We start from the raw sequence: 23,323 nt of genomic DNA, 5'->3' as shown, positions 1-23,323 counted from the left end.
AGACGAGGACGCCACCGCCCGACCAGTACGGGAGACGAGCCCGGCGCGGGTCACTGCCGAGGCGCCGCCGTGGAGGCCCGTGCCGTCAACTCTGCGCGCACCATGGCGACGCCCCCCTCCGGGGGCGCCTCCCGGCCCATCGCGAGGCGTCCGGCCCGCGCCCCCGCCTCGTACAGCGGCAGCCGTACCGTGGTGAGCGCGGGGACCACGTCCACCGAGAACGGCAGGTCGTCGAAGCCGGCCACCGAGACGTCCTCGGGAATCCGCAGCCCTCGCTCGCGCAGCGCCGCGCAGGCGCCGAGCGCCACCGTGTCGTTCGCCGCCACCACGGCCGTCAACGAGGGCTCCCTGTGCAGGAGTTCCAGGGTGGCCCGGTAGCCGGAACCGCGGTCGTAGCCGCCGTGCACCGTCAGCTGGTCCTGCGTAACGTCCGGGCCGCCGCCCGCCAGACCCTTTTCGGCCAGTCCCACTGCGGCCAGTGCGGCGCGGTGGCCCTCGAGCCGGTGGCGGGTCGTGGTGCGCTCCACCGGGCCCGCGACATAGCCGATCCGCCGGTGGCCCAGCGACAGCAGATGCTCGGTGAGGCGCTGCCCGCCGCCCCGGTTGTCGAAGGTCAGCGTGGTGGCCACCGACTCGACGCCCGGAAGCGGCGGCCGGCCGCACAGCACCACCCGGGTGCCCGCATCGGCCAGCCGCGCCAGCTTCGCCGAGACCGCCGCGCTGTGCCCGGGGTCCTCGAGCGCGCCTCCGGTCAGCACGACGGCGGCGGCGCGCTGGCGCTGCAGGAGGGTCAGGTAGGTGAGTTCGCGCTCCGGCGAGCCTCCCGTGTTGCACACGACGGCCAGCTTCTCGCCGCCGCCGCGTCCGGTGCCCTCCTGGCCGCCGATCTCGGACTGGGCCGCGCTCGCCATGATCCCGAAGAACGGGTCGGCGATGTCGTTGACCAGGATGCCGACCAGGTCGGACGTGGCGGCGGCGAGCGAACTCGCCTGCCCGTTCAGGACGTAGTCGAGCTCGTCCACGGCCCGCAGCACCCGGTCTCTGGTGGATGCCGCGACGGGGTAGTTGCCGTTGAGCACCCGGGACACCGTCGCCGGGGAGACCCGGGCACGGGCCGCCACATCCGCGAGGGTCGCTGTCATGTCTGCCTCCGTGACACTTCGCTGCCCGTCTCGGTCGCGCGTCTGCGCGGCCTCTTGTCGGGGCCGGTGTGCGCAGGTTAGCTTCATACGGGTTAGAAAGCGCTTGCTATCGCTGTATGGAGGAACTTTCGTGACGCGTAAGACAGTGCGGATCGCCATGAACGGCGTAACCGGCCGGATGGGATACCGGCAGCATCTGGTCCGTTCCCTCCTCGCCCTGCGCGAGGAGGGCGGCCTCGACCTCGGCGACGGCACGGTGCTGTGGCCGGAAATCGTGCTGGTCGGCCGCCGCGAGCACGCGCTGCAGGCGATGGCGGCGAAGCACGGCCTGGAACGCTGGTCCACCGACCTGGACGCGGTGCTCGCCGATCCGGACCTCGACGTCTACTTCGACGCACAGGTCACGTCGGCCCGCGAGGAGGCCCTGCGGAAGGCCATCGCGGCCGGAAAGCACATCTACACCGAGAAGCCGACCGCCACCGGACTGGCCGGCGCCCTGGAACTGGCCAGGCTGGCGGACGCGGCCGGGATCAAGCACGGCGTGGTCCAGGACAAGCTCTTCCTGCCGGGCCTGCTGAAGCTCAAGCGGCTGATCGACGGGGGCTTCTTCGGGAAGATCCTCTCCGTCCGGGGTGAGTTCGGCTACTGGGTCTTCGAGGGGGACTGGCAGGACGCCCAGCGCCCCTCCTGGAACTACCGCGCCGAGGACGGCGGCGGCATCGTCGTCGACATGTTCCCGCACTGGGAGTACGTCCTGCACGAGCTCTTCGGCCGCGTCACCTCCGTACAGGCGCTGACCGCCACCCACATCCCGCAGCGCTGGGACGAACAGCTCAAGCCGTACGACGCCACCGCCGACGACGCCGCCTACGGCATCTTCCAGCTCGAGGGCGGTGCGATCGCCCAGATCAACTCCTCCTGGACGGTCCGGGTCAACCGCGACGAACTGGTCGAATTCCAGGTCGACGGCACGGAGGGGTCCGCCGTCGCCGGTCTGCGCAACTGCCGTATCCAGCACCGGAGCACGACTCCCAAGCCGGTCTGGAACCCGGATCTGCCCGCCACCCACGCCTTCCGCGAGCAGTGGCAGGAGGTCCCGGACAACGGCGACTTCGGCAATGGCTTCAAGGTCCAGTGGGAGCTCTTCCTGCGCCACATCGCACTGGACGAGCCCTACCACTGGGACCTGCTGGCCGGTGCGCGCGGTGTGCAGCTCGCCGAGCTGGGGCTGCAGTCGTCCGCCGAGGGCCGCCGACTCGACGTTCCGGAGATCAGGCTGTGACGATCCTGCTGCCACGCGCGGGGGGCGGTACGTACCGCTACCAGCCGCGCACCGAGCCCGCCGCTTTCGCCTCTGACGGCGGCGCCCCACTCGCCTCCCGTACGGTCTTCTCCGCGGCGCACGTCGTCGCCGACCCCTACGCCGACGTCTCACCGGACGCCCCGGCCGCCGTCGACTGGGACGCCACCCTCGCCTTCCGCCACCACCTCTGGTCGCACGGCCTCGGCGTGGCGGAGGCGATGGACACTGCGCAGCGCGGCATGGGTCTGGACTGGCCGGGCGCCGCCGAGCTGATCCGCCGGTCCGCCGCCGAGGCCGTTGCGGTGGGCGGCGCCATCGCCTGCGGCGTCGGCACCGACCAGTTGCCGCCCGGCGAGGTGACCCTGCACCAGGTCGTCGAGGCGTACGAGGACCAGCTGGCCCTCGTCGAGGAGACCGGCGCCCAGGCGATCCTGATGGCATCGAGGGCGCTGGCGGCCGCCGCGAAGAGCCCCGAGGACTATCTGGAGGTCTACGGGCACCTGCTGCGCCAGTGCGCCGAGCCGGTCATCCTGCACTGGCTCGGCCCGATGTTCGACCCGGCACTGGACGGCTACTGGGGCTCGGCCGGCCTGGACGCCGCGACGGAGACCTTCCTGGAGGTCATCAAGGCCCACCCGGACAAGGTCGACGGCATCAAGGTGTCGCTGCTGGACGCCGAACGCGAGGTCGACCTCCGCCGCCGCCTCCCCGACGGGGTGCTCTGCTACACCGGCGACGACTTCAACTACCCCGAACTGATCGCGGGCGACGACCGCGGCTTCAGCCACGCGCTGCTCGGCATCTTCGACCCGCTGGGACCGCTCGCCGCCGAGGCGGTACGCGTCCTGGACACCGGCGACCGGCAGGGCTTCCGCGCCCTGCTCGACCCCACGGTCGAGCTGTCCCGCCACCTCTTCCAGAAACCGACCCGCTTCTACAAGACCGGCGTGGTCCTCCTCGCCTGGCTGGCCGGCCACCAGTCGCACTTCACCATGGTCGGCGGACTCCAGTCGGCGCGCTCCCTGCCGCACCTGGCGCGGGCCTACGAACTGGCCGACGGCCTGGGCCTGTTCCCCGACCCGGCGCTCGCCCGGCGCCGTATGACCTCCCTCCTGAACGTGTACGGAGTCGACCAGTGAGCACCGCAGACCGCTCCCGCTTCAGCATCAACCAGATGACCGTCAAGCAACTGTCGCTGCCCGAACTCACCGCCGCCTGCCAGGAGCTGGGCGTGCCCGGCGTCGGCCTGTGGCGGGAGCCGGTGCAGCAGTACGGGGTCACCTCGGCCGCCAAGCTGGTTCGGGACGCCGGGCTGACCGTCACCACGCTGTGCCGCGGTGGCTTCCTCACCGCGATCGACCCGGCCGGGCGGGCCGCCGCGCTGGCCGACAACCGCGCGGCCGTCGACGAGGCGGCGACGCTCGGCACGGACACCCTGGTCCTGGTCTCCGGCGGGCTCCCGGCCGGCTCGAAGGACCTGCACGGCGCCCGGGAACGCATCGCCGACGCCCTGGCCGAGCTGGGCCCGTACGCGGCCGACCACGGCGTGCGCCTGGCGATCGAACCCCTGCACCCCATGTTCGCCGCCGACCGCTGCGTCGTCTCCACCCTCACCCAGGCCCTCGACCTGGCCGAACGCTTCCCCGCCGCGCAGGTGGGGGTGGCCGTCGACACGTACCACATCTGGTGGGACGACCGGGCCCCGGCGGAGGTCGTGCGGGCAGGCGAGGCCGGCCGGATCTGCACCTTCCAGCTCGCCGACTGGACCACCCCGTTGCCGGCCGGCGTACTGAACGGCCGCGGCCAGATCGGCGACGGGGCGGTCGATATGCGGGAGTGGCGCGAGCGGGTGGACGCGGCGGGGTACCGCGGACCGATCGAGGTCGAGCTGTTCAACGAGGCGCTGTGGGCGCGGGACGGGGTGGAGGTGTTGCGGGAGACCGCCGAGCGGTTCGCGCTGCACGCGCTCTGAAGGACGACGAGCACCGGCCGACGGCGCAACCGCTCGGTCAGCGGGTGGCGAGGAGTTCGAGTGTGTCGATCACTCGGTTGGAGAAGCCCCACTCGTTGTCGTACCAGGCCACCACCTTGATGTGGCGGCCGTCGACGCGGGTGAGGGCCGAGTCGAAGATCGACGAGGCCGGATTGCCGGTGATGTCGGACGACACGAGCGGGTCGTCCGAGTACTCGAGGATGCCGGCGAGTGGTCCTTCCGCCGCGGTGCGGTACGCCGCCAGCACGTCCTCGCGGGTCACGTCGCGGGCGACGGTTGTATTGAGTTCGACGATCGAGCCCACCGGGATCGGCACGCGGATCGAGTCGCCCGACAGCTTGCCGTCCAGCTGCGGCAGCACGACGCCGATCGCCTTGGCGGCGCCCGTCGTGGTCGGCACGATGTTCTCAGCGGCGGCGCGGGCCCGGCGGGCGTCGCGGTGCGGGCCGTCCTGCAGGTTCTGCTCCTGCGTGTAGGCGTGCACCGTCGTCATGAAGCCGTGCTCGATGCCGGCGAGTTCGTCAAGGACTGCTGCCAGCGGCGCGAGCGCGTTGGTGGTGCAGGAGGCGTTCGAGACGATGCTGTGCAGGGCCGGGTCGTACGCGTCGGTGTTGACGCCGAACGCGAGCGTGACGTCGGCGCCGTCCGACGGCGCACTGACGAGTACCTTCTGCGCGCCCGCGTCGAGATGGGCGCGGGCGGACTTGGCCGAGGTGAAGCGGCCGGTCGCCTCGAGCACGACGTCGACGCCGAGTGCGGCCCAGGGCAGCTGTGCCGGGTCGCGTTCGGCGAGCACCTTGATGTGGCGGCCGTCGACGACGAGGGTGTCCGCCTCGACGGTCACCGGGCGACCGAGCCGGCCGGCCGTCGTGTCGTAGGCGAGCAGTCGTGCGAGGGTGGCGGGCTCCGTGAGGTCGTTGACGGCGACGACCTCGAGGTCACTGTCGCGTTCGAGCAGTGCGCGCAGCACGTTGCGTCCGATGCGGCCGAATCCGTTGACGGCGATGCGAGTCATGAGGGTGTCCCTTCGGTTCACCACCAGGTTCGCGGGCGGTGTCCGCCCCTGACAGCGGCCTGATCGCCAGGGTTCGCAAGGATCGTGCCACGCGGTGGCGGGCTGGGTCCTAGTCGCCCTGTGCGAAAGTGCGCCGGTACTCGCTCGGCGTGGTGTTGAGGACGCGCTGGAAGTGCAGCCGCAGATTCGCGCCGGTGCCGAGACCGATGTCGTCGGCGATCTGCTCGACGCTCCGCCCGGAACGCTCGAGCAGCTCACGGGCCATGTCGATCCGGGCGCGCATGACCCACTGCATCGGCGTGTATCCGGTGTCCTCCACGAAGCGCCGCGAGAAGGTGCGCGGCGAGACCGCCGCATGCCGGGCGAGCACCGTGAGGGTGAGCGGCTCGCCGAGCCGGTGCAGCGCCCACTCGCGGGTGGCGGCGAACCGCTCGCCGAGCGGCTCGGGCACGCTGCGCGGCACGTACTGCGCCTGACCGCCGCTGCGGTAGGGAGCAGCGACCAGGCGCCGGGCCGCGTGGTTCGACGGGGCCACGCCGAGGTCGCCGCGCAGAATGTGCAGGCACAGGTCGATGCCCGAGGCGGCGCCGGCCGACGTCAGTACGCTGCCCTCGTCGACGAACAGCACGTTCTCGTCGACCCGGACGAGCGGATGCTTCGCGCTGAGCGCACGCGAGTAATGCCAGTGGGTCGTGGCGCGCTTGCCGTCGAGCAGACCGGTGGCGGCGAGTGCGAAGGCGCCCGTCGAGATGGCGGCGAGCCGCGCGCCCGCATGGTGGGCGGCGATCAGCGCGTCGACGACGGCCGGGGGCGGGTCGTTGCGGTCCGGGAACCGGTAACCGGGGATGAAGACGATGTCGGCCCAGGTGAGCGTGTCGAGGCCGTGGGTGACGTGATAGGAGAGGCCGTCGCCACCGGTGACGAGTCCGGGTGCCGCGCCGCATACCCGCACTTCGTACGGCATGCTCGCCCGGGTCGTGAACACCTGAGCGGGAATGCCGACATCGAGGGGCTTCGCACCCTCGAGCACGAGGACGGCGACGCGATGCGGGTGGGAGGACGGCACGGAAACAGGGTACGAGGGGGCGTGGGCCGGGTCATTTGGGCGCTGCGCCCGGATACATCTCCCGGAATCCGTACAACCTTTCCTGAGTGACCGCAGTCGTACACCTCACCAGGGCTTCAGGGGGGCCGTACCCGGGGGGATACGGGAAGCGCTGAGGGGGGGAATGCGGTGGGGCCCGGTCCACGGACCGGGCCCCACGCCATGGCGACGGGACGTCTGCTCAGAAGAAGACGCCGCACCGCAGCAGCACATTGGCGTACGGTCGGGCCTCACCCGTCCGTACCACCAGCCGCGCCCCCACCGATCGGGATTTCAGTTCCTCGTGCGGGACCAGCTCCAGAGTGGGAAAGCATCCGCCCAGCAGCCCAGCGGTAGCGGGGTTCGCGTCCAGGACCTCGCGCGCGGCCGTCGCACCTTCCACCACCAGTTCGGCCAGCAGTCCGTCGAGGACTTCGGCGAACGACGGCACACCGGCCCGGAAGGCCAGGTCCACCAGGCGTGGGCCGTCCGGGACGGGCATCCCGGCGTCGCAGACCAGTACGCCGTCGCCGTGACCCAGTTCGGCCAGCGCCCCGGCGAGATGACGGTTGAGGATTCCGGACTTCTTCATCCGGCGACGACCTCTCCGGCGGTCGGATACGACTCCTGCGCGCCCGCCGCGGTGACCGCGGTGGCGCCCACCCGTGCGGCGAATGCGGCCGCCTCCACGAGCTCGTCGCCCTGGCCGAGACGCCAGGCCAGCGCTGCGGTGAAGGCATCGCCCGCGCCGGTCGTGTCCACCGCGTCGACCCGGGGGCTCGGTACCCGCGAGACGGTGCCGGGGCCGGATGCGGCGACCAGCGCCCCATCGGCTCCCAGGGTGATCACCACCGAGCGCGGGCCGAGACCGAGCAGCGCGGCCGCCCAGTCCTCGGGTCCTGGTCCGGCGGACGGGCCGAGCAGCACCCGGGCCTCGTGCTCGTTGACCACCAGCGGGTCGCAGGCGGCGAGCAACTCGGTGGGCAGCGGCACGGGCGGGGAGGGGTTCAGCACGAAACGGGTGCCGGGCGGCCGGGTGCGGACCACCTCGACGACGGTCTCCAGCGGGATCTCCAGCTGCGCGGACACCACCCGGGACGCGGCGAGCAGGCTGCCCGCCGCGCGGACGTCGGCCGGGGTGAGCCGGGAGTTGGCGCCGGGGGAGACCACGATGCTGTTGTCGCCCGAGGGATCGACGGTGATCAGCGCCACGCCGGTGGGCGCGTCGCCGACCAGCATGCCGACGGTGTCCGCACCGGCCGCCCGCTGCGCGTCGAGCAGCAGCCGGCCGTGGGCGTCGTCCCCGATCCGGGCGAGCAGCGCGCTCCTGGCGCCCAGCCGGGCGGCGGCTGCCGCCTGGTTGGCTCCCTTGCCGCCGGGGTGGACGGCCAGATCGGAGCCGAGCACCGTCTCGCCGGCCGCGGGCCTGCGCTCGACGCCGATCACCAGGTCGGCGTTGGCCGACCCTACGACCAGCAGGTCGTAGTCGTACATGTCTGTCCTGCTTTCCGGGAAGAAAGTGCGTCGGTCAGGGCGTCGGTCAGGAGAAGGCGGCGACGTTCTTGCTGGTGACGACCTTGACCGGCACCTTCACCGCCTTGGGCACCGTCTTGCCGTGCGCGGCCCGCACCGCGTTCCGCACGGCGAGCTTGCCGAGCTCCGCGGGCTGCTGGGCGACCGAGGCGTACAGGGTGCCGGCCTTGACCGCCTTGAACCCGTCGGGCGTCCCGTCGAAACCGATCACCTGGACGGACGTGCCGGCCTTGCTGCCGAGCGCCTTGATCGCGCCGAGCGCCATCTCGTCGTTCGCGGCGAAGACACCGGTGACGCCGTGGTTGGCCTGCAGCATGTTGGTCATGACGTCGAGGCCCTTGGTGCGGTCGAAGTCGGCGGGCTGGCTGGCGACCACCTTGATGCCGGGGTAGGCCTTGATGCCTGCGGCGAAGCCCTGCTCGCGCTCCCGGGCCGCGGAAGTGCCCGCGGTGCCCTGCAGTTCGACGATCCGGCCCTTCCCGCCGAGCTTCTCGGCCAGCGTCTTCGCTGCGAGCTTGCCGCCCGCGATGTTGTCGGAGGCGACCAGGGCGGCGACATCGGCCTTGTTGACGCCGCGGTCGGCGGCGACCACCGGGATGTCCGCCTTGTTGGCGGCCCGCACCGAGGGACCGGACGCGTCCGAGTCCACCGGGTTGATGATGATCGCCTTGATGCCCGAGCTGGTGAAGTTCTGTATCTGGTTGGCCTGCTGGGAGGCGTCGTTCTGGGCGTCGGTGACGGTCAGGTCGAGACCCTCGGCCTTGGCCTCCTGCTGGGCGCCCGCCTTCATCTGCACGAAGAACGGGTTGTTCATGGTGGACAGGGACAGGCCGACCTTGAGCCGGGTGCCGGACGAGCCCGAGTTGTTGAAGAACGACACGGCGGCCACCACGGCCGCCACACAGACCACGGCGACTCCGGCCTTGATCACTTGTGGCCGCTTGCCGCCCGGCGAGCCGGTGCCCGCCGCTGCGGAGGGGCCGGTGCCGGTGCCGGCGCGGCGGCGCAGGGTGTCCAGCAGGACCGCCAGCGCGATGACGACGCCGATCACGACCTGCTGCCAGAAGGCGGACACCGACAGGAGGTTGAGGCCATTGCGCAGCACAGCGAGGATCAGCGCACCGATCAGCGTGCCGGACGCCTTGCCGACGCCGCCGGAGAGGCTGGCGCCGCCGATGACGACCGCGGCGATCGCGTCGAGTTCGTACCCGTTGGCCGCCTGTGGCTGCGCGGAGGACAGCCGGGCGGCGAGGACGATGCCCGCGGCGGCGGCGAAGAGCCCGGAGAGCGCGTAGATGGCGAGCTTCTGCCGCTTGACCCGCAGCCCGGAGAGCCGGGCGGCCTCCTCGTTGCCGCCGATGGCGTACATCGAGCGGCCGATGTACGTACGGGACAGCACCAGCGCGGTGAGCAGACCCATCACGATCATCACGATCACCGGCACCGGCAGCCAGCCGCCGAGGGTGTCACCGAGCGAGGAGACCGAGGAGGGGAAGGCGATCGGGGAGCCCTGCGAGATGACCAGGGAGAGTCCGCGGCCGATCGACAGCATGGCCAGCGTCGCGATGAACGGCGGGAGTTTGCCGTACGAGATGAGCGCGCCGTTGACCAGCCCGCAGGCGATGCCGGTACCGATGGCGAAGATCACCGCCAGCCAGATCGGCAGCCCCTCGGAGGTCGCCGTCCAGGCCAGTACGGTCGCGGAGAGCGCGGCCACCGAGCCGACCGAGAGGTCGATGCCCGCCGAGACGATGACGAAGGTGACGCCGAACGCCAGGATCGCGGTGACCGCGGCCTGTACACCGACGTTGAGCAGGTTCTGGGTGGTGAGGAAGTCGCCGGAGAGCAGCGACATCGCCACCACCAGGACCACCAGGGCGCTGAGCGCGCCGTTGTCGAGCAGAATGCGGCGGACCGCCGAGGCGCCACTCGCGCCCGTTGAGCCCTTGAGCGTGTCAGTGGTCACTGGAGGCCCTCTGCTTCCTTCGCTTCAGTGGTGGGTGTGGTCGGGACGGATGTGGTGACGGCGAGTGCCATCACCGCGTCCTGGGTTGCTTCCTGGGCGGCGAGTTCGCCGGCGATCCGGCCCTGGGCCATCACCAGCACCCGGTCGCTCATGCCGAGCACCTCGGGGAGATCGCTGGAGATCATCAGGACCGCGTGTCCGGAGGCCGTCAGCTCGTTGATCAGCTGGTAGATCTCCACCTTGGCGCCGACGTCGATCCCCCGGGTCGGCTCGTCGAGGATCAGTACCCGGGTGTCGGCGAGCAGCCACTTGCCGATGACGACCTTCTGCTGGTTGCCGCCGGACAGGGTGCCCACCTGCTGGCCGAGCCCGGCCATCCGGACGCCGAGCTGTTCGGCGATGCGCGCGGCCGCGGCCTGCTGGCCCTTGAGGTCGACCAGGCCGCCGCGGGTGGCGGAACGCAGGGTGACCAGGCCGAGGTTCTCCTGGACCGAGGCCGCGAGCAGCAGGCCCTGGCCCTTGCGGTCCTCGGGGACCAGGCCGATGCCGGCACCCATCGCGGCGTTCACGTCGTGCCCGGGGAGCTGCCTGCCGGTGACGGCGACGGTGCCGGAGTCGTAGGGGTCGGCGCCGAAGACGGCGCGGGCGACCTCGGTGCGTCCGGCGCCGACGAGACCGGCCAGGCCGACCACCTCACCGGCCCGCACCTCGAAGCTGACGTCGTGGAAGTGCCCGTTCCGGCTCAGCCCGCGCACCGCGAGCAACGGCTCGCCGGTTTCCGGGCGTTGCCGCGGGAACTGCTGCTCGATGGAGCGGCCGACCATCAGCCGGACGAGTTCGTTCTCCGGGGTGGAGGCGGGCACCTGGTCGATGCTGCGGCCGTCGCGCAGCACGGTGACCCGGTCGCCGAGTGCGGCGATCTCCTCCAGGTGGTGGGTGATGAAGACGATGCCGACGCCGTCGTCGCGCAGCGTGCGGACGAGCGCGAAGAGCTTCTCCACCTCGCCCGAGGTGAGCACGGCGGTCGGTTCGTCCATGATCAGGACGCGGGCCCGCAGACTCAGCGCCTTCGCGATCTCCACCATCTGCAGCCGGGCGATGCCCAGTTCGCGCACCTTGGTACGCGGCGACACGTCGACCCCGACCCGGCGCAGCAGGTCCTGGGCGTCCGCCTCCATCCGGCCGCGGTCGATCATGCCGAAGCGCCGCGGCTGCCGGCCGAGGAAGATGTTCTCGGCGACCGTCAGGTCCGGCACCAGGTTGAACTCCTGGTAGATGGTGGCGATTCCGAGGCGTTCGGCGTCCTGCGCGCCGTGGATGCGGACCTCGCGCCCCTCGGCGAAGATCCGGCCGCTGTCCGGGCGGTAGGCGCCGGAGAGCATCTTGATCAGGGTGCTCTTGCCCGCGCCGTTCTCACCGAGCAGGACGTGCACCTCGCCGCGGCGCAGGTCGAAGTCGACGCTGTCGAGCGCGACCACACCGGGGAAGGTCTTGCGGATGGCTTCGATGCGCAGCAACTCGTCGGGGTTGCTCACCGGTCGCTCCTGTTCGTCGTGTCGGCCGTCGGCCGCGGGGGTTCGGGTTCGCCGCAGGAGCGTCTGATCACCAGCCGGGCGGGCAGGATGGCGGACTGCGGTTCCCTGCCCTCCAGCCGGTCGATCAGCGCCCGGACGGCGGCCCTGCCGAGTTCGCCGGTCGGTTGGGCGATCGCGGTGATCGCCGGGTCCGTGTGGACGAACCACGGGATGTCGTCGAAGGCCGCCAGCGCGATGTCGTGCGGGATACGCAGTCCGTGACCGCGGATCGCGTCCATGGCACCGAGTGTCATGAGGTTGTCGGCGGCGAACACCACGTCGGGTGGTTCGGGGAGGGCGAGGAAGCGGTTGGTCTCCCGGCGACCGCTGTCGGCCTGGAAGTCGCCGTGCCCGATGTAGGCGTCGGGCAGCGGCAGTCCGTACCCCCGGAGCGCGTCGCGGAAGGCCTCGATGCGCTCGTTACCGGTGGTCGTGGTGGCCGGTCCGGCGATGATGGCGAGCCTGCGGTGGCCGAGACCGTGCAGGTGGGCGACCAGTTCACGAACCGCCGCGCGCCCGTCGGACCGTACGACCGGCACGTCCAGGCCCGGGATCCAGCGGTCCACGAAGACCATGGGGGTACCGGAGCCGGCCGTGTCCACCATCAGCGGGGAGCCACCGTCGGTCGGGCTGACCAGGAGCCCGTCGATGCGCCGGTCGAGCAGCGTGCGGATGTGATGGTCCTGCTGGGCGGGCTGCTCGTCGGCGTTGCCGATGATGACGCTGAAGCCGTGCGCCCGGGCCTCGTCCTCCACGGAGCGGGCCAGCTCGGTGAAGTACGGGTTCAGGACGTCGCTGATGACCAGACCGAGCGTCCGGGTCCGGTCGGTGCGCAGCGACCGGGCGACCGCGTTGGGCCGGTAGCCGAGGGCCTCGACGGTGGCCAGCACCCGGGCGCGGGTGCCGGGGCGGACCGACGGATGGCCGTTCAGGGCGCGGGACACCGTGGCAACGGATACCCCCGCACCGGCTGCGACGTCCTTGATGCTCGCCATCGCAGGACCACCTCCTTGTGGGCCATGGAACCGATGCCTCATGGAATCGATTACATTGCTGATTGGAATCGATTACACGGGCGGCGGTCAAGGGGGTACGGGCCGGCCGTGACGCGATCGTGATGGAGCGGGTCCGGCTTCCGGGGGCGCGGCGGAGGCGGGGTACGGGTTGTCGGTGCCGGGCGGTAGCGTCGGCTCATGTCGAACATGGCAGTGCTGGAAGGTGTCCTGGAGCGGATCACCTACGCCAACGAGGAGAACGGCTACACCGTCGCCCGCGTCGACACCGGCCGGGGCAGTGACCTGCTTACCGTCGTCGGCTCGCTGCTCGGTGCCCAGCCCGGCGAGTCGCTGCGCATGGAGGGCCGCTGGGGCTCGCACTCCCAGTACGGCAAGCAGTTCACGGTGGAGAACTACACGACGATCCTGCCCGCCACGATCCAGGGCATCCGCCGCTACCTCGGTTCCGGACTGATCAAGGGCATCGGTCCCGTCATGGCCGACCGGATCACCACGCACTTCGGCCTGGACACGCTCGATGTCATCGAACAGGAGCCCAAGCGTCTCATCGAGGTTCCGGGCCTCGGCCCGAAGCGTACGAAGCTGATCGGCGCGGCCTGGGAGGAACAGAAGGCGATCAAGGAAGTGATGATCTTCCTGCAGGGGGTCGGGGTCTCCACCTCCATCGCCGTGCGCATCTACAAGAAGTACGGCGACGCGTCGATCTCCGTGGTGAGGAACGAGCCCTACCGGCTGGCCGCCGACGTGTGGGGCATCGGCTTCCTGACCGCCGACCGCATCGCCCAGGCCGTCGGCATCCCGCACGACTCCCCGGAACGGGTGAAGGCCGGCCTGCAGTACGCGCTGTCCCAGTCCACCGAGCAGGGGCACTGCTTTCTCCCGGAGGAGCAGCTGATCGCGGAGGCGGTGAAGCTCCTGCAGGTCGACACCGGGCTGGTCATCGACTGCCTCGCCGAACTGGCCGCCGAGGAGGGCGTCGTCAGGGAGCGGGTGCCGGGACCGGAGGGCGGCGAGGAGTGGGTCACCGCCGTCTATCTGGTGCCCTTCCACCGGGCCGAACTCTCGCTCTCCGCCCAGCTGTTGCGGCTGCTGCGCACCGAGGAGGACCGGATGCCGGCCTTCCGGGACGTCGACTGGGACACGGCGCTGTCCTGGCTCGCCGCACGGACCGGCGCCGAGCTGGCCCCGGAGCAGCAGGCGGCGGTCCGCCTGGCGCTGACCGAGAAGGTCGCCGTGCTCACCGGGGGCCCCGGCTGCGGAAAGTCCTTCACGGTCCGCTCGGTGGTCGAGCTGGCCCGCGTCAAGAAGGCCAAGGTGGTGCTGGCGGCCCCCACCGGGCGGGCCGCCAAACGGCTGGCCGAGCTGACCGGGGCGGACGCCTCCACGGTGCACCGGCTGCTGGAGCTGAAGCCGGGCGGTGACGCGGCGTACGACCGGGACCGCCCGCTCGACGCGGACCTGGTGGTGGTCGACGAGGCGTCCATGCTGGACCTGCTGCTCGCCAACAAGCTGGTCAAGGCGGTGGTCCCGGGCGCGCATCTGCTGCTGGTCGGCGATGTGGACCAGTTGCCCTCGGTCGGCGCGGGGGAGGTGCTGCGCGATCTGCTGGTCGCCGGAGGACCGGTGCCGCGGGTGCGGCTCACCCGGATCTTCCGCCAGGCCCAGCAGTCCGGGGTGGTCACCAACGCGCACCGGATCAACTCCGGCAGCCACCCCCTCACTCAGGGGCTGCCGGACTTCTTCCTCTTCGTCGAGGACGAGACGGAGGAGGCCGGAAAGCTCACCGTCGACGTGGCGGCCCGCCGCATCCCGCAGAAGTTCGGCCTCGACCCGCGCCGGGACATCCAGGTGCTGGCACCCATGCACCGCGGTCCGGCCGGCGCGGGGACGCTCAACGGGCTGCTCCAGCAGGCGATCACACCTGCTCGCCCCGGCCTGCCCGAGAAGCGGTTCGGTGGCCGGGTCTTCCGGGTCGGCGACAAGGTCACGCAGATCAGAAACAACTATGACAAAGGGGCGAACGGCGTCTTCAACGGCACGGTCGGCGTGGTCACCGCGCTCGACCCGGACGAGCAGAAGCTCACCGTGCTCACCGACGAGGACGAGGAAGTACCCTACGACTTCGACGAGTTGGACGAGCTGGCGCACGCCTACGCGGTGACCATCCACCGCTCGCAGGGCAGCGAGTACCCGGCGGTGGTCATTCCGGTCACCACCGGCGCCTGGATGATGCTCCAGCGCAACCTGCTCTACACGGCGGTCACCCGGGCCAGGAAGCTGGTGGTCCTGGTGGGCTCCCGCAAGGCCATCGGACAGGCGGTGCGCACGGTCTCCGCGGGCAGGCGCTTTACCGCACTGGACCACAGACTGGCCGGAGGGCGATCGGAGCCGCCGCGGTGGGAAACATCACCCGGGCTTTCGGAACCGGGACCGAGAAGGCAGGATGAATAGGTTGGCGGCACTGAGTGCCGCCGATTAGCCCAATGGGCGACCCCGAGTGCACTCTGCTGAGCCAAGTGGGGGATGGTAGAGACAGTCAGGGCACCTCGAAGAAGAGGCACTACCGTCGGTGAGGGATGACGTGAGCGACAACTCTGTAGTACTGCGGTACGGCGATGGCGAGTACACCTACCCGGTGATCGACAGCACCGTCGGCGACAAGGGCTTCGACATCGGGAAGCTACGCGCCCAGACCGGTCTGGTGACGCTGGACAGCGGATACGGCAATACGGCCGCCTATAAATCCGCGATCACCTACCTCGACGGCGAGCAGGGCATCCTGCGTTACCGCGGGTACCCGATCGAGCAGCTGGCCGAGCAGTCGAGCTTCCTCGAGACGGCATATCTGCTGATCAACGGCGAGCTCCCCAAGGTCGACGAGATTTCGACCTTCAAGAACGAGATCACCCAGCACACCCTGCTGCACGAGGACGTCAAGCGGTTCTTCGACGGCTTCCCGCGTGACGCGCACCCGATGGCCATGCTGTCGTCGGTGGTCAGCGCGCTGTCCACGTTCTACCAGGACAGTCACAACCCCTTCGACGAGCAGCAGCGGCATCTCTCGACGATCCGCCTGATCGCCAAGCTGCCGACCATCGCGGCCTACGCGTACAAGAAGTCGATCGGCCACCCGTTCGTCTACCCGCGCAACGACCTGGGCTACGTCGAGAACTTCCTGCGGATGACCTTCTCGGTCCCCTCGCAGGAGTACGTGCCGGACCCGGTCGTCGTATCGGCGCTGGACAAGCTGCTGATCCTGCACGCGGACCACGAGCAGAACTGCTCGACCTCCACCGTGCGTCTGGTCGGCTCCTCGCAGGCCAACATGTTCGCCTCGATCTCCGCGGGCATCAGCGCGCTGTGGGGCCCGCTGCACGGCGGCGCCAACCAGTCGGTGCTGGAGATGCTCGAGGGCATCAAGCAGGCCGGCGGCGACGTCGACACCTTCATCCGCAAGGTGAAGAACAAGGAAGACGGCGTGAAGCTGATGGGCTTCGGGCACCGCGTCTACAAGAACTTCGACCCCCGGGCGAAGATCATCAAGGCGGCGGCGCACGATGTCCTCTCGGCCCTCGGCAAGGACGACGAGCTGCTCGACATCGCGCTGAAGCTCGAGGAGCACGCGCTGGCCGACGACTACTTCGTCGAGCGGAAGCTCTACCCGAACGTCGACTTCTACACCGGCCTGATCTACCGGGCGATGGGCTTCCCGACCGAGATGTTCACCGTGCTGTTCGCCATCGGCCGGCTTCCCGGCTGGATCGCCCAGTGGCACGAGATGATCAAGGAGCCGGGCAGCCGTATCGGCCGTCCGCGCCAGATCTACACCGGTGAGGTCCTGCGCGACTTCACCCCGGTCGAAGACCGCTGACACCGGCGCGACTCCGCACGGTCGCGCCCACCGACAGAAAAGCGCCCCGCCGCCGATCCCCCCACGGGTCGACGTACGGGGCGCTTCCCATTCCCCGGTCGGATTCCCCCCACGGGATCCGCTCCGGGCGTCTGGTGGGCACAGAAGTGCCCATGCCGCGCTCTGCCGGGGTACGTACACGACGGGAGGGCCGCTCAAAGCTCTCCGTGGCACGTGCCCCGGCCAACGCTTGCCACGGAACGTCCCCCAAGACATTCCGTCGGACGTCCCCCAAGACATCCTTGGCATCGTTCACTTAGACACTCGGTGCGCCGGAATGGTTACCCCATGAAGCACGTGATCCATGTCTCGTTGTGAACGTCATGTGAAGGTACGCAATCTCAGGCTGTTTGTCACTACGAACACCGAAGAGAACGCCATGGCGAAACCGGCGGTCATGGGGTTGAGCAGCCCGGCAGCGGCCAGCGGCAGGGCCGCGACGTTGTAGGCGAAGGCCCAGAAGAGGTTGCCCTTGATGATCGCCAGCGTCCGGCGGGCGAGCCGGATGGCGTCGGCGGCCGTCAGCAGATCTCCACGAACCAGCGTGAGGTCACCGGCTTCGATGGCGGCGTCGGTGCCGGTGCCCATCGCGAGCCCCAGATCAGCGGTCGCCAGGGCGGCCGCGTCGTTCACCCCGTCGCCGACCATCGCGACCCGCCGGCCCTCCGCCTGCAGACCTCTGATCACCTCGGCCTTGTCCTCGGGCAGCACCTCGGCGTGGACCCTCTCGATGCCCACTTCGGCCGCCACCGCATCGGCGACCGTCCGGTTGTCGCCCGTCAGCAGGACCGGTGTGAGGCCCAGCGCGCGCAGCCTCCGCACGGCCTCGGCGCTGGTCTCCCGGACGGCGTCGGCGACCGTCAGCAGGCCCCGGGCCCGCCCGTCCCAGGCGACGGCCACCGTGGTGCGTCCGGCGGCTTCCGCGGGTGCCTCGGGCAGTCCGATACCCGCATCGGTCAGCAGCTTCGCCCGTCCGGCCAGCACCTGATGTCCGTCGACGGTGCCGCGCACCCCGAGTCCGGGTACGTCCTCGAACCCTTCCGGCGCCGGCAGATCCCCTGTGTGCTCCTGTGCGGCCGCGGCGACGGCCAGGGCCACCGGATGGCCCGAGGCGTGCTCCAGGGCGCCTGCGAGCCGCAGCAGCTCCTTCTCGTCGGTGTCCCCGAAGGTGTGCACCTCCTGGAGTCGCATGCGCCCGGTGGTGATCGTGCCGGTCTTGTCCAGTACGACGGTGTCCACCCGCTGCGTCGACTCGAGCACCTCGGGGCCCTTGATCAGGATGCCCAGCTGGGCGCCCCGGCCGGTGCCGACCATCAGAGCGGTCGGGGTCGCCAGACCCAGCGCACACGGGCAGGCGATGACCAGTACCGCGACGGCCGCGGTGAACGCCGCGGTGAGATCGCCGGAGGCCAGCAGCCAGCCGGCCAGCGTGCCCAGCGAGATCAGCAGCACGACCGGTACGAAGACGGCGGCAACCCGGTCGGCGAGCCGCTGCACCTGGGCCTTGCCGTTCTGCGCGTCCTCCACCAGGCGGGCCATCCTGGCCAGTTGGGTGTCCGCGCCGACCCGGGTCGCCTCCACGACGATCCGGCCGGAAGCGCTCACACAGCCTCCGGCGACGGTGTCTCCCGGCCCGGTGTCCACCGGCAGGGACTCGCCGGTGAGCATCGAGGCGTCCACCGCGGACGTGCCCTCGACCACCAGTCCGTCGGTGGCGATCTTCTCGCCCGGGCGCACCACGAAGCGGTCGCCCACCGCCAGCCGGTCGGCCGGCATGCGGACCTCCGTGCCGCCGCGCAGCACCGAGACGTCCTTGGCGCCCAGTTCGAGCATGGCCCGCAGGGCGGCGCCCGCACTGCGCTTGGAACGCGCCTCCAGATAGCGGCCGAGCAGGATGAACGTGACGACTCCCGCGGCGACCTCGAGATAGATCGTCGACGTGCCGTCGGTGGGGGACGCGGTCCAGCTGAAGCCGTGCCGCATCCCCGGCATCCCCGCGTCGCCGAAGAACAGCGCCCACAGCGACCAGAGGAACGCGGCGAGCGTGCCCAGCGAGACCAGGGTGTCCATGGTGGCCGCGCCGTGCCGCAGATTCGTCCAGGCGGCCCGGTGGAAGGGCAGCGCGCCCCACACCGTGACGGGCGCGGCCAGCGCCAGGGAAAGCCACTGCCAGTTGTCGAACTGCAGCGAGGGGATCATCGCCAGCACGACCACCGGCAGGCTGAGCACCGCGGAGACCAGTACCCGCTGCCGCAGCGCGCCCAGCACCGGGTCGGCGGCCGGCTCCGGCTGTCCGTCCGGGGTGGCTGCGGCGGCCGGAGCCGGTGGGGCCGGTTCCTCGGCCGTGTAGCCGGTCTTCACCACGGTGGCGATCAGATCGGCGACCTGTATGCCGTCACCGAAGGAGACCTTCGCCTTCTCGGTGGCGTAGTTGACGGTGGCCTCGACCCCGTCCATGCGGTTGAGCTTCTTCTCGATGCGGGCCGCGCACGAGGCGCAGGTCATCCCGCCGACCGAGAGCTCGACCGTGCTGCTCCCGACCGTGTCGGTTCCGACGGTGCCGGTGTCCACTGCGCCGGTCATGGTGGCTCAGGCCCGGCCCGTGAGCTCGTAACCGGCCTCGTCGACCGCGGCCCGGACGGCCTGCTCGTCCAGCGGGGCCGCGGAGGCCACGGTCACCTGTCCGGTGGCCGCGACGGCCTGCACGGAGCTGACGCCCGGCAGCTCGCCGATCTCGCCGGCCACCGCGCCCTCGCAGTGACCGCAGGTCATGCCGGTCACCTGGTAGACGGTGGTGACGGCGTTGCTCTCGGAGGTCCGGGCCTCGGCGGTCATGTCGCTCTCCTCTGCGCAGATGTACGTGAACCATGGTGCGTGAGGGAACCCCGGGAACGCCGGGGAACCCTCCGACTCCGTCCACGGTATACCCCCAGGGGGTACGGATGCGAGCCGAGACCCACACGCACGTCGGCCGGTCAGCGATCCCGGCCGCGGTTGCTGGGCCTGCGCGACACCCAGACCCGGATGGTCTCCGCGTACCAGTACGGCTTTCCGTGCTCCACCTGATCGGGCGGCGGCAGCAGGCCGTGCTTGCGGTACGAGCGGACGGTGTCCGGCTGGACCCGGATGTGCGCGGCGATGTCCTTGTACGACCAGAGCCTTCGGTCGGTCATGTTCAGCACCTCCCTGCGCCGACCGCGACAGCCGGCCTGGCGGCCGTCGGGGGAGTCGCGGTGCGCGCATTGGTGATCAATCAGCCTGTCCCCGGACAACGAGGGGCGAAGAGGCGCGGCAAGGGCCTGTTGATCTCCTGTGACGGAAAGCACGCGTAACGCGGACATGCGTGACCGCGTGGCAACCACTGTGACGCGAGCGGCACATGGGCCCTAACGGGCTGCAACCACTTCCTGTTCCACGGAGCGGCCTACGCGGCCTCTGCGAGTTCGGTTCTTACCGGCATGGCGTTGGCCGGCGCGAAGCTGTTCGTCGACGAGGGAACTCCTGAAGCCTTCAGGGTCGCCGGTCTCCCCGGCTGCTTCATCGAGTTGACCTGGCACTCCGCGGCCGGGGTGGACGCGCTGCCGGCCGCGCGGCTGCATCCGCCGGCTGCGAGGCGGTCATCCCGGCCCAGGGCCATCGGTGAGCGGCCCATCCGGGCCACGCCGGCCCGAAACGAAGGCCAACAGGCGGGTAGCCGTCCCGTCCGGCTGAAACCCGCCGTCGGGTTCTGGATCCCACGGGCCGACTCCCGACACTACGAACGGCGGAGCCCCGGCGGACCGTCGGCGATCAGCCGACTCGAGCCGCGTCCGCAGCACGTACTTCCAGTCGGTCTCAGGTGCTTCGGGGCTCGGACATCTGCTGACCGAAGAACGGAGCCGGCGCGGAGGCCGGCCACAACAGCACCACTCCGTCAGGCCACTTCACTCGCCGGCGCATGACGAACGGGGGTCAGCCGAACTACTCAGGCGCGCCTCGAGATGGCATCGCCTCGAAGCTGCCACATCTCATAGTTCCCACATTCTGCCGTGATCCCGGCCGTCGACTGAGCCGCAGTGACGAAGTCATCCACTACCGGCGAGGTGTGCGATGCCGCCACGGCGAGGCACACCTGGTCGGGCGCCAGATCCGGGATGGGCACATAGACGACGTCCGGATGCGAATAGAACACGGACGCCGAACGGGCCAGGAAGGAGATGCCCCGTCCGGCCGCGACTTGCTCGAGCGTCTCGTCCACGCCGCGCACCGGGTACCCGGCATTGGGGAGCGGGCGCTTGGTGGGCTGCGTGCTCGGGTCACCGAGCCAGACCAGCGGTTCGCCGGCCAGGTCAGCCTCGGTGACCTCCTCCTTGCCGGCAAGCCGGTGTCCGGCGGGCAGTACCGCTACCCGCGGCTCGGTGTACAGCGGGGTGACTCGCAGGCCGGCCTCATCGATGGGCAGCCGCACATAGCCGACGTCGATGCGGCCGTCGAGCAGCATCGCAGCCTGGTCGTCCCCGTCGATCCGCTGCACGTCCACGACCACGTCCGGGTGCCGCTCCTCGAACGCACGGGCCGCCGGGATGACTGCGACGCCGGCCCGGAAACCGACCATCAGCCGCCGCTTGCCGCCGGCGGCCGCTGACACCCGGCGGCGGACCGCGTGGGTTGAGGCGAGCAGCGGACCGGCGTCGGACAGCAGTTGCCGGCCCGCATCTGTCAGCTCTACGCCGTGGCGATCCCTGGTGAACAGTGAGGCCCCGAGATCCTGCTCGAGCGCGCGGATCTGCCGGCTGAGCACCGGCTGCGCGATGTGAAGATCTTCGGCGGCTCGGCCGAAATGCAGCCGGTCAGCCACGGTGACGAAATAACGCAGTTTGCGCAGATCCAGATCCATGAAACCCCCAGCCCGGTGATGCCTTCAGAGTATCACCACGGCTTAAATAGGTCTTGGACGCCGCTCAGATCCGATGGCAGCATGAAAAACAGGCGCTCGCAGGCGTCGAAGTGAATTCGGCACAAGAATTCGACCAGTGGAATTCGACGGCAGGGCCAAAGCCCGGAAAGCAGCAACGCGGATGAGCAGCATCAGCATTATCGGACTGGGAAACATGTCCCGTGCATTGGCAGCCCGAGCGCTCGCCGGCGGTAACGCCGTCGAGATCATCGGCCGCGACCGGACCAAGGCCAAGGAATTCGCCGCCATGCTCGGCGGCGCCCCGGTCGGGACGGCCGGGGCCGTCCCGACCGGGGACATCGTGATTCTCGCCGCGCCGTACGCCGGCGCGGCGGCCGTGGTGAGGGAGTACGGGGACGCACTACGCGGCAAGATCATCGTTGACATCACCAACCCCGTGGCCCCCGACCTGCAGGGCTTCGTCGTTCCCGACGACAGTTCCGGCGCACAGGAGATCGCCAAGGCGGCTCCTGACGACGCGCATGTCGTCAAGGCGTTCAACACTGTGTTCTCCCACGTTCTGGCGGCCGGCCCGGCCGAGGGCCGCCCTCTGGACGTATTCATCGCCGGCGACGACGCGCAGGCGAAGGCACGCGTGTCGGCCTTCGTCGAGAGCCTGGGGTTGCGCCCCTGGGACGCCGGGGAACTGTTCATGGCGCGGGCGCTGGAAAACGTCGGCCTGCTGGAGCTTGGCCTCATGAACCACTCCGTCAAGCACACCAATTTCTCCCTCGGCGTCACCCTTCTCGGCTGAACGCGCCCTTACTACTACCCCTCGTGCCGCATTACGCCAGGTCACTTACGGCACGGGAGGACCCTGCACCTACCCTCATAAGGACAGTTGGATGCGCATATTCGTGGCTGGGGGGACCGGCCATTCCGGTTCGTACATCATCCCCGAACTCATCGCTGCCGGGCATGAGGTCACCGGCCTGGCTCGGTCGGACGCTTCCGCTGCGGCCCTGTCCGCGCTCGGCGCGAAGGTGCGGCGCGGCGACCTTCAGGATCTCGACGGGCTCAAGGAGGCAGCCGCGGGCGCCGATGGTGTCATCCACGTCGCCCACCGGCAGGATCTGCTGCCCTCCGGCGGGATGGACGCCGTGGCCGCTGCGGAGCTCCCGATCATGCTCGCGTACGGCGAGGCACTGGCGGGAACCGGAAAGCCGCTGGTCGCAGCGGGGAGCATCGGCTCACCCGGGCAGCACCTGGGCCGGCCGGCCACCGAGGAGGACCCGGCCCTCCCCGCAGGCGAGGAGTACACGGGCACCCTGCGGGTCCGCAACGTCGTGGAAAGGGCCGTGGTCGGCCTCGCCGAGCGGGGAGTGCGGTCCTCGGTCGTGCGGGTCGCCAACATCGCGCACAGCGCGACCGATCGTGCCGGCTTCCTCCCCACGCTGATCGCGCTCGCGAAGGAGAAGGGCTTCGTCGGCTACCCCGGAGACGGCGGGAACCTGTGGAACGCCGTGCACGTCCGCGATGCAGCCACCTTGTTCCGCCTGGCGCTGGAGAAGGGGTCAGCCGGCACGTACTGGCACGCGGTTGGGGACGGGGCCATCCCGTTCCGCGAGATCGCCGAGGCCATTGGCAGCCGTCTGGGTTTGCCCGCCGTGAGCGTTCCCAACGATGCCCTGATGACGCCGGGGTACTTCGGGTTCCTCACGACGATCGTCACGCAGAGCTATCCGGCGTCCAACCTCATCACCCGCCGGACACTCGGCTGGGAGCCCGCCCGGCCCGGCCTGCTCGCCGATCTGGACAACGGCCATTATTTCCCCGCCGGCTGACGGGGGACCCGGATCGTAACCAGCCCTGTAACCAGCAATTTCGGCTCTTCTGAAGGACGTCAAGACT

The 23,323-nt window shown here is 70.3% G+C and carries 19 protein-coding genes; 7 read left to right on the top strand and 12 right to left on the bottom strand.

What is annotated here, in order from left to right:
* Positions 1–50 precede the first annotated feature (50 nt).
* The gene (locus AB0M87_RS05835) at positions 51–1,142 is read right to left on the bottom strand and encodes a LacI family DNA-binding transcriptional regulator (protein WP_365850431.1); all 1,092 of its coding nucleotides are present in this window, start codon (positions 1,140–1,142) and stop codon (positions 51–53) included.
* A 130-nt stretch (positions 1,143–1,272) separates the two neighbouring features.
* On the opposite strand from AB0M87_RS05835, the gene AB0M87_RS05830 reads away from it, so the two are divergent.
* The 3 genes from AB0M87_RS05830 to AB0M87_RS05820 are packed head-to-tail and all read left to right on the top strand — an operon-like array spanning position 1,273 to position 4,417.
* Positions 1,273–2,424, top strand: coding sequence for a Gfo/Idh/MocA family oxidoreductase (locus AB0M87_RS05830; RefSeq protein ID WP_365850429.1), 1,152 nt, complete (start codon positions 1,273–1,275; stop codon positions 2,422–2,424).
* Positions 2,421–3,584, top strand: a complete 1,164-nt coding sequence (locus AB0M87_RS05825; RefSeq protein WP_365850428.1) for a dihydrodipicolinate synthase family protein — start codon at positions 2,421–2,423, stop codon at positions 3,582–3,584. The genes AB0M87_RS05830 and AB0M87_RS05825 overlap by 4 nt, the downstream gene beginning before the upstream one ends.
* A 35-nt stretch (positions 3,585–3,619) precedes the next feature.
* Positions 3,620–4,417, top strand: a complete 798-nt coding sequence (locus AB0M87_RS05820) for a sugar phosphate isomerase/epimerase family protein (RefSeq protein ID WP_365850960.1) — start codon at positions 3,620–3,622, stop codon at positions 4,415–4,417.
* A gap of 37 nt (positions 4,418–4,454) precedes the next feature.
* On the opposite strand, the gene gap is transcribed toward AB0M87_RS05820, so the two are convergent.
* The 7 genes from gap to AB0M87_RS05785 form a co-directional block, all read right to left on the bottom strand.
* Positions 4,455–5,453 carry a type I glyceraldehyde-3-phosphate dehydrogenase gene (gene gap, locus AB0M87_RS05815; protein ID WP_365850426.1) on the bottom strand — a complete coding sequence of 333 codons (999 nt, stop codon included), beginning with the start codon at positions 5,451–5,453 and terminating at the stop codon, positions 4,455–4,457.
* A 109-nt stretch (positions 5,454–5,562) separates the two neighbouring features.
* A complete protein-coding gene (locus tag AB0M87_RS05810; protein WP_365850425.1) occupies positions 5,563–6,519 on the bottom strand; it encodes a helix-turn-helix domain-containing protein in 957 nt (318 codons plus the stop codon).
* Between the two features lie 220 nt (positions 6,520–6,739).
* On the bottom strand, positions 6,740–7,129 hold the full coding sequence (rbsD, locus tag AB0M87_RS05805) for a D-ribose pyranase (protein WP_365850424.1): 390 nt from the start codon (positions 7,127–7,129) through the stop codon (positions 6,740–6,742).
* Entirely contained in the window at positions 7,126–8,031 is a 906-nt protein-coding gene (locus AB0M87_RS05800) for a ribokinase (RefSeq protein ID WP_365850422.1), read from the bottom strand. Before AB0M87_RS05800 ends, rbsD begins: the two co-directional genes overlap by 4 nt.
* 46 nt (positions 8,032–8,077) lie before the next feature.
* Positions 8,078–10,036 carry a substrate-binding domain-containing protein gene (locus AB0M87_RS05795; protein ID WP_365850421.1) on the bottom strand — a complete coding sequence of 653 codons (1,959 nt, stop codon included), beginning with the start codon at positions 10,034–10,036 and terminating at the stop codon, positions 8,078–8,080.
* The gene (locus AB0M87_RS05790) at positions 10,033–11,571 is read right to left on the bottom strand and encodes a sugar ABC transporter ATP-binding protein (RefSeq protein WP_365850420.1); all 1,539 of its coding nucleotides are present in this window, start codon (positions 11,569–11,571) and stop codon (positions 10,033–10,035) included. The genes AB0M87_RS05795 and AB0M87_RS05790 overlap by 4 nt, the downstream gene beginning before the upstream one ends.
* On the bottom strand, positions 11,568–12,605 hold the full coding sequence (locus AB0M87_RS05785; protein ID WP_365850419.1) for a LacI family DNA-binding transcriptional regulator: 1,038 nt from the start codon (positions 12,603–12,605) through the stop codon (positions 11,568–11,570). Before AB0M87_RS05785 ends, AB0M87_RS05790 begins: the two co-directional genes overlap by 4 nt.
* A 198-nt stretch (positions 12,606–12,803) precedes the next feature.
* Between AB0M87_RS05785 and AB0M87_RS05780 the strand changes: the two genes are divergently transcribed.
* Complete coding sequence (locus tag AB0M87_RS05780) at positions 12,804–15,077, top strand: ATP-dependent RecD-like DNA helicase (protein WP_365850417.1); 2,274 nt, start codon at positions 12,804–12,806, stop codon at positions 15,075–15,077.
* Between the two features lie 130 nt (positions 15,078–15,207).
* Entirely contained in the window at positions 15,208–16,497 is a 1,290-nt protein-coding gene (locus AB0M87_RS05775; protein ID WP_365850416.1) for a citrate synthase, read from the top strand.
* Positions 16,498–16,857: 360 nt separating this feature from the next.
* Here the strand turns inward: AB0M87_RS05775 and AB0M87_RS05770 are convergent, their stop codons facing one another.
* The 4 genes from AB0M87_RS05770 to AB0M87_RS05755 all read right to left on the bottom strand — a co-directional run bounded on the left by AB0M87_RS05770 (position 16,858) and on the right by AB0M87_RS05755 (position 21,412).
* Positions 16,858–19,119, bottom strand: a complete 2,262-nt coding sequence (locus AB0M87_RS05770) for a heavy metal translocating P-type ATPase (RefSeq protein WP_365850414.1) — start codon at positions 19,117–19,119, stop codon at positions 16,858–16,860.
* Between the two features lie 6 nt (positions 19,120–19,125).
* Positions 19,126–19,371: a cation transporter gene (locus tag AB0M87_RS05765; RefSeq protein ID WP_365850412.1), complete on the bottom strand. Its 246-nt coding sequence runs from the start codon at positions 19,369–19,371 to the stop codon at positions 19,126–19,128.
* A 140-nt stretch (positions 19,372–19,511) separates the two neighbouring features.
* The gene (locus tag AB0M87_RS05760) at positions 19,512–19,709 is read right to left on the bottom strand and encodes a MerR family transcriptional regulator (protein WP_365850411.1); all 198 of its coding nucleotides are present in this window, start codon (positions 19,707–19,709) and stop codon (positions 19,512–19,514) included.
* Between the two features lie 791 nt (positions 19,710–20,500).
* Positions 20,501–21,412, bottom strand: a complete 912-nt coding sequence (locus tag AB0M87_RS05755; protein ID WP_365850410.1) for a LysR substrate-binding domain-containing protein — start codon at positions 21,410–21,412, stop codon at positions 20,501–20,503.
* A gap of 181 nt (positions 21,413–21,593) precedes the next feature.
* Here AB0M87_RS05755 and AB0M87_RS05750 point away from each other — a divergent pair, with 181 nt between their 5' ends.
* Entirely contained in the window at positions 21,594–22,226 is a 633-nt protein-coding gene (locus tag AB0M87_RS05750) for an NAD(P)-binding domain-containing protein (protein WP_365850959.1), read from the top strand.
* A gap of 91 nt (positions 22,227–22,317) precedes the next feature.
* A complete protein-coding gene (locus tag AB0M87_RS05745; protein ID WP_365850409.1) occupies positions 22,318–23,256 on the top strand; it encodes an SDR family oxidoreductase in 939 nt (312 codons plus the stop codon).
* Positions 23,257–23,323: the final 67 nt, after the last annotated feature.

Origin of the sequence: Streptomyces sp. NPDC051320 (genome assembly GCF_040682175.1) — a bacterium.
Classification (GTDB): Bacteria; Actinomycetota; Actinomycetes; order Streptomycetales; family Streptomycetaceae; genus Streptomyces.
Note: the sequence above shows the minus strand (reverse complement) of the source record. Positions and strands in the feature narration are given on the sequence as shown.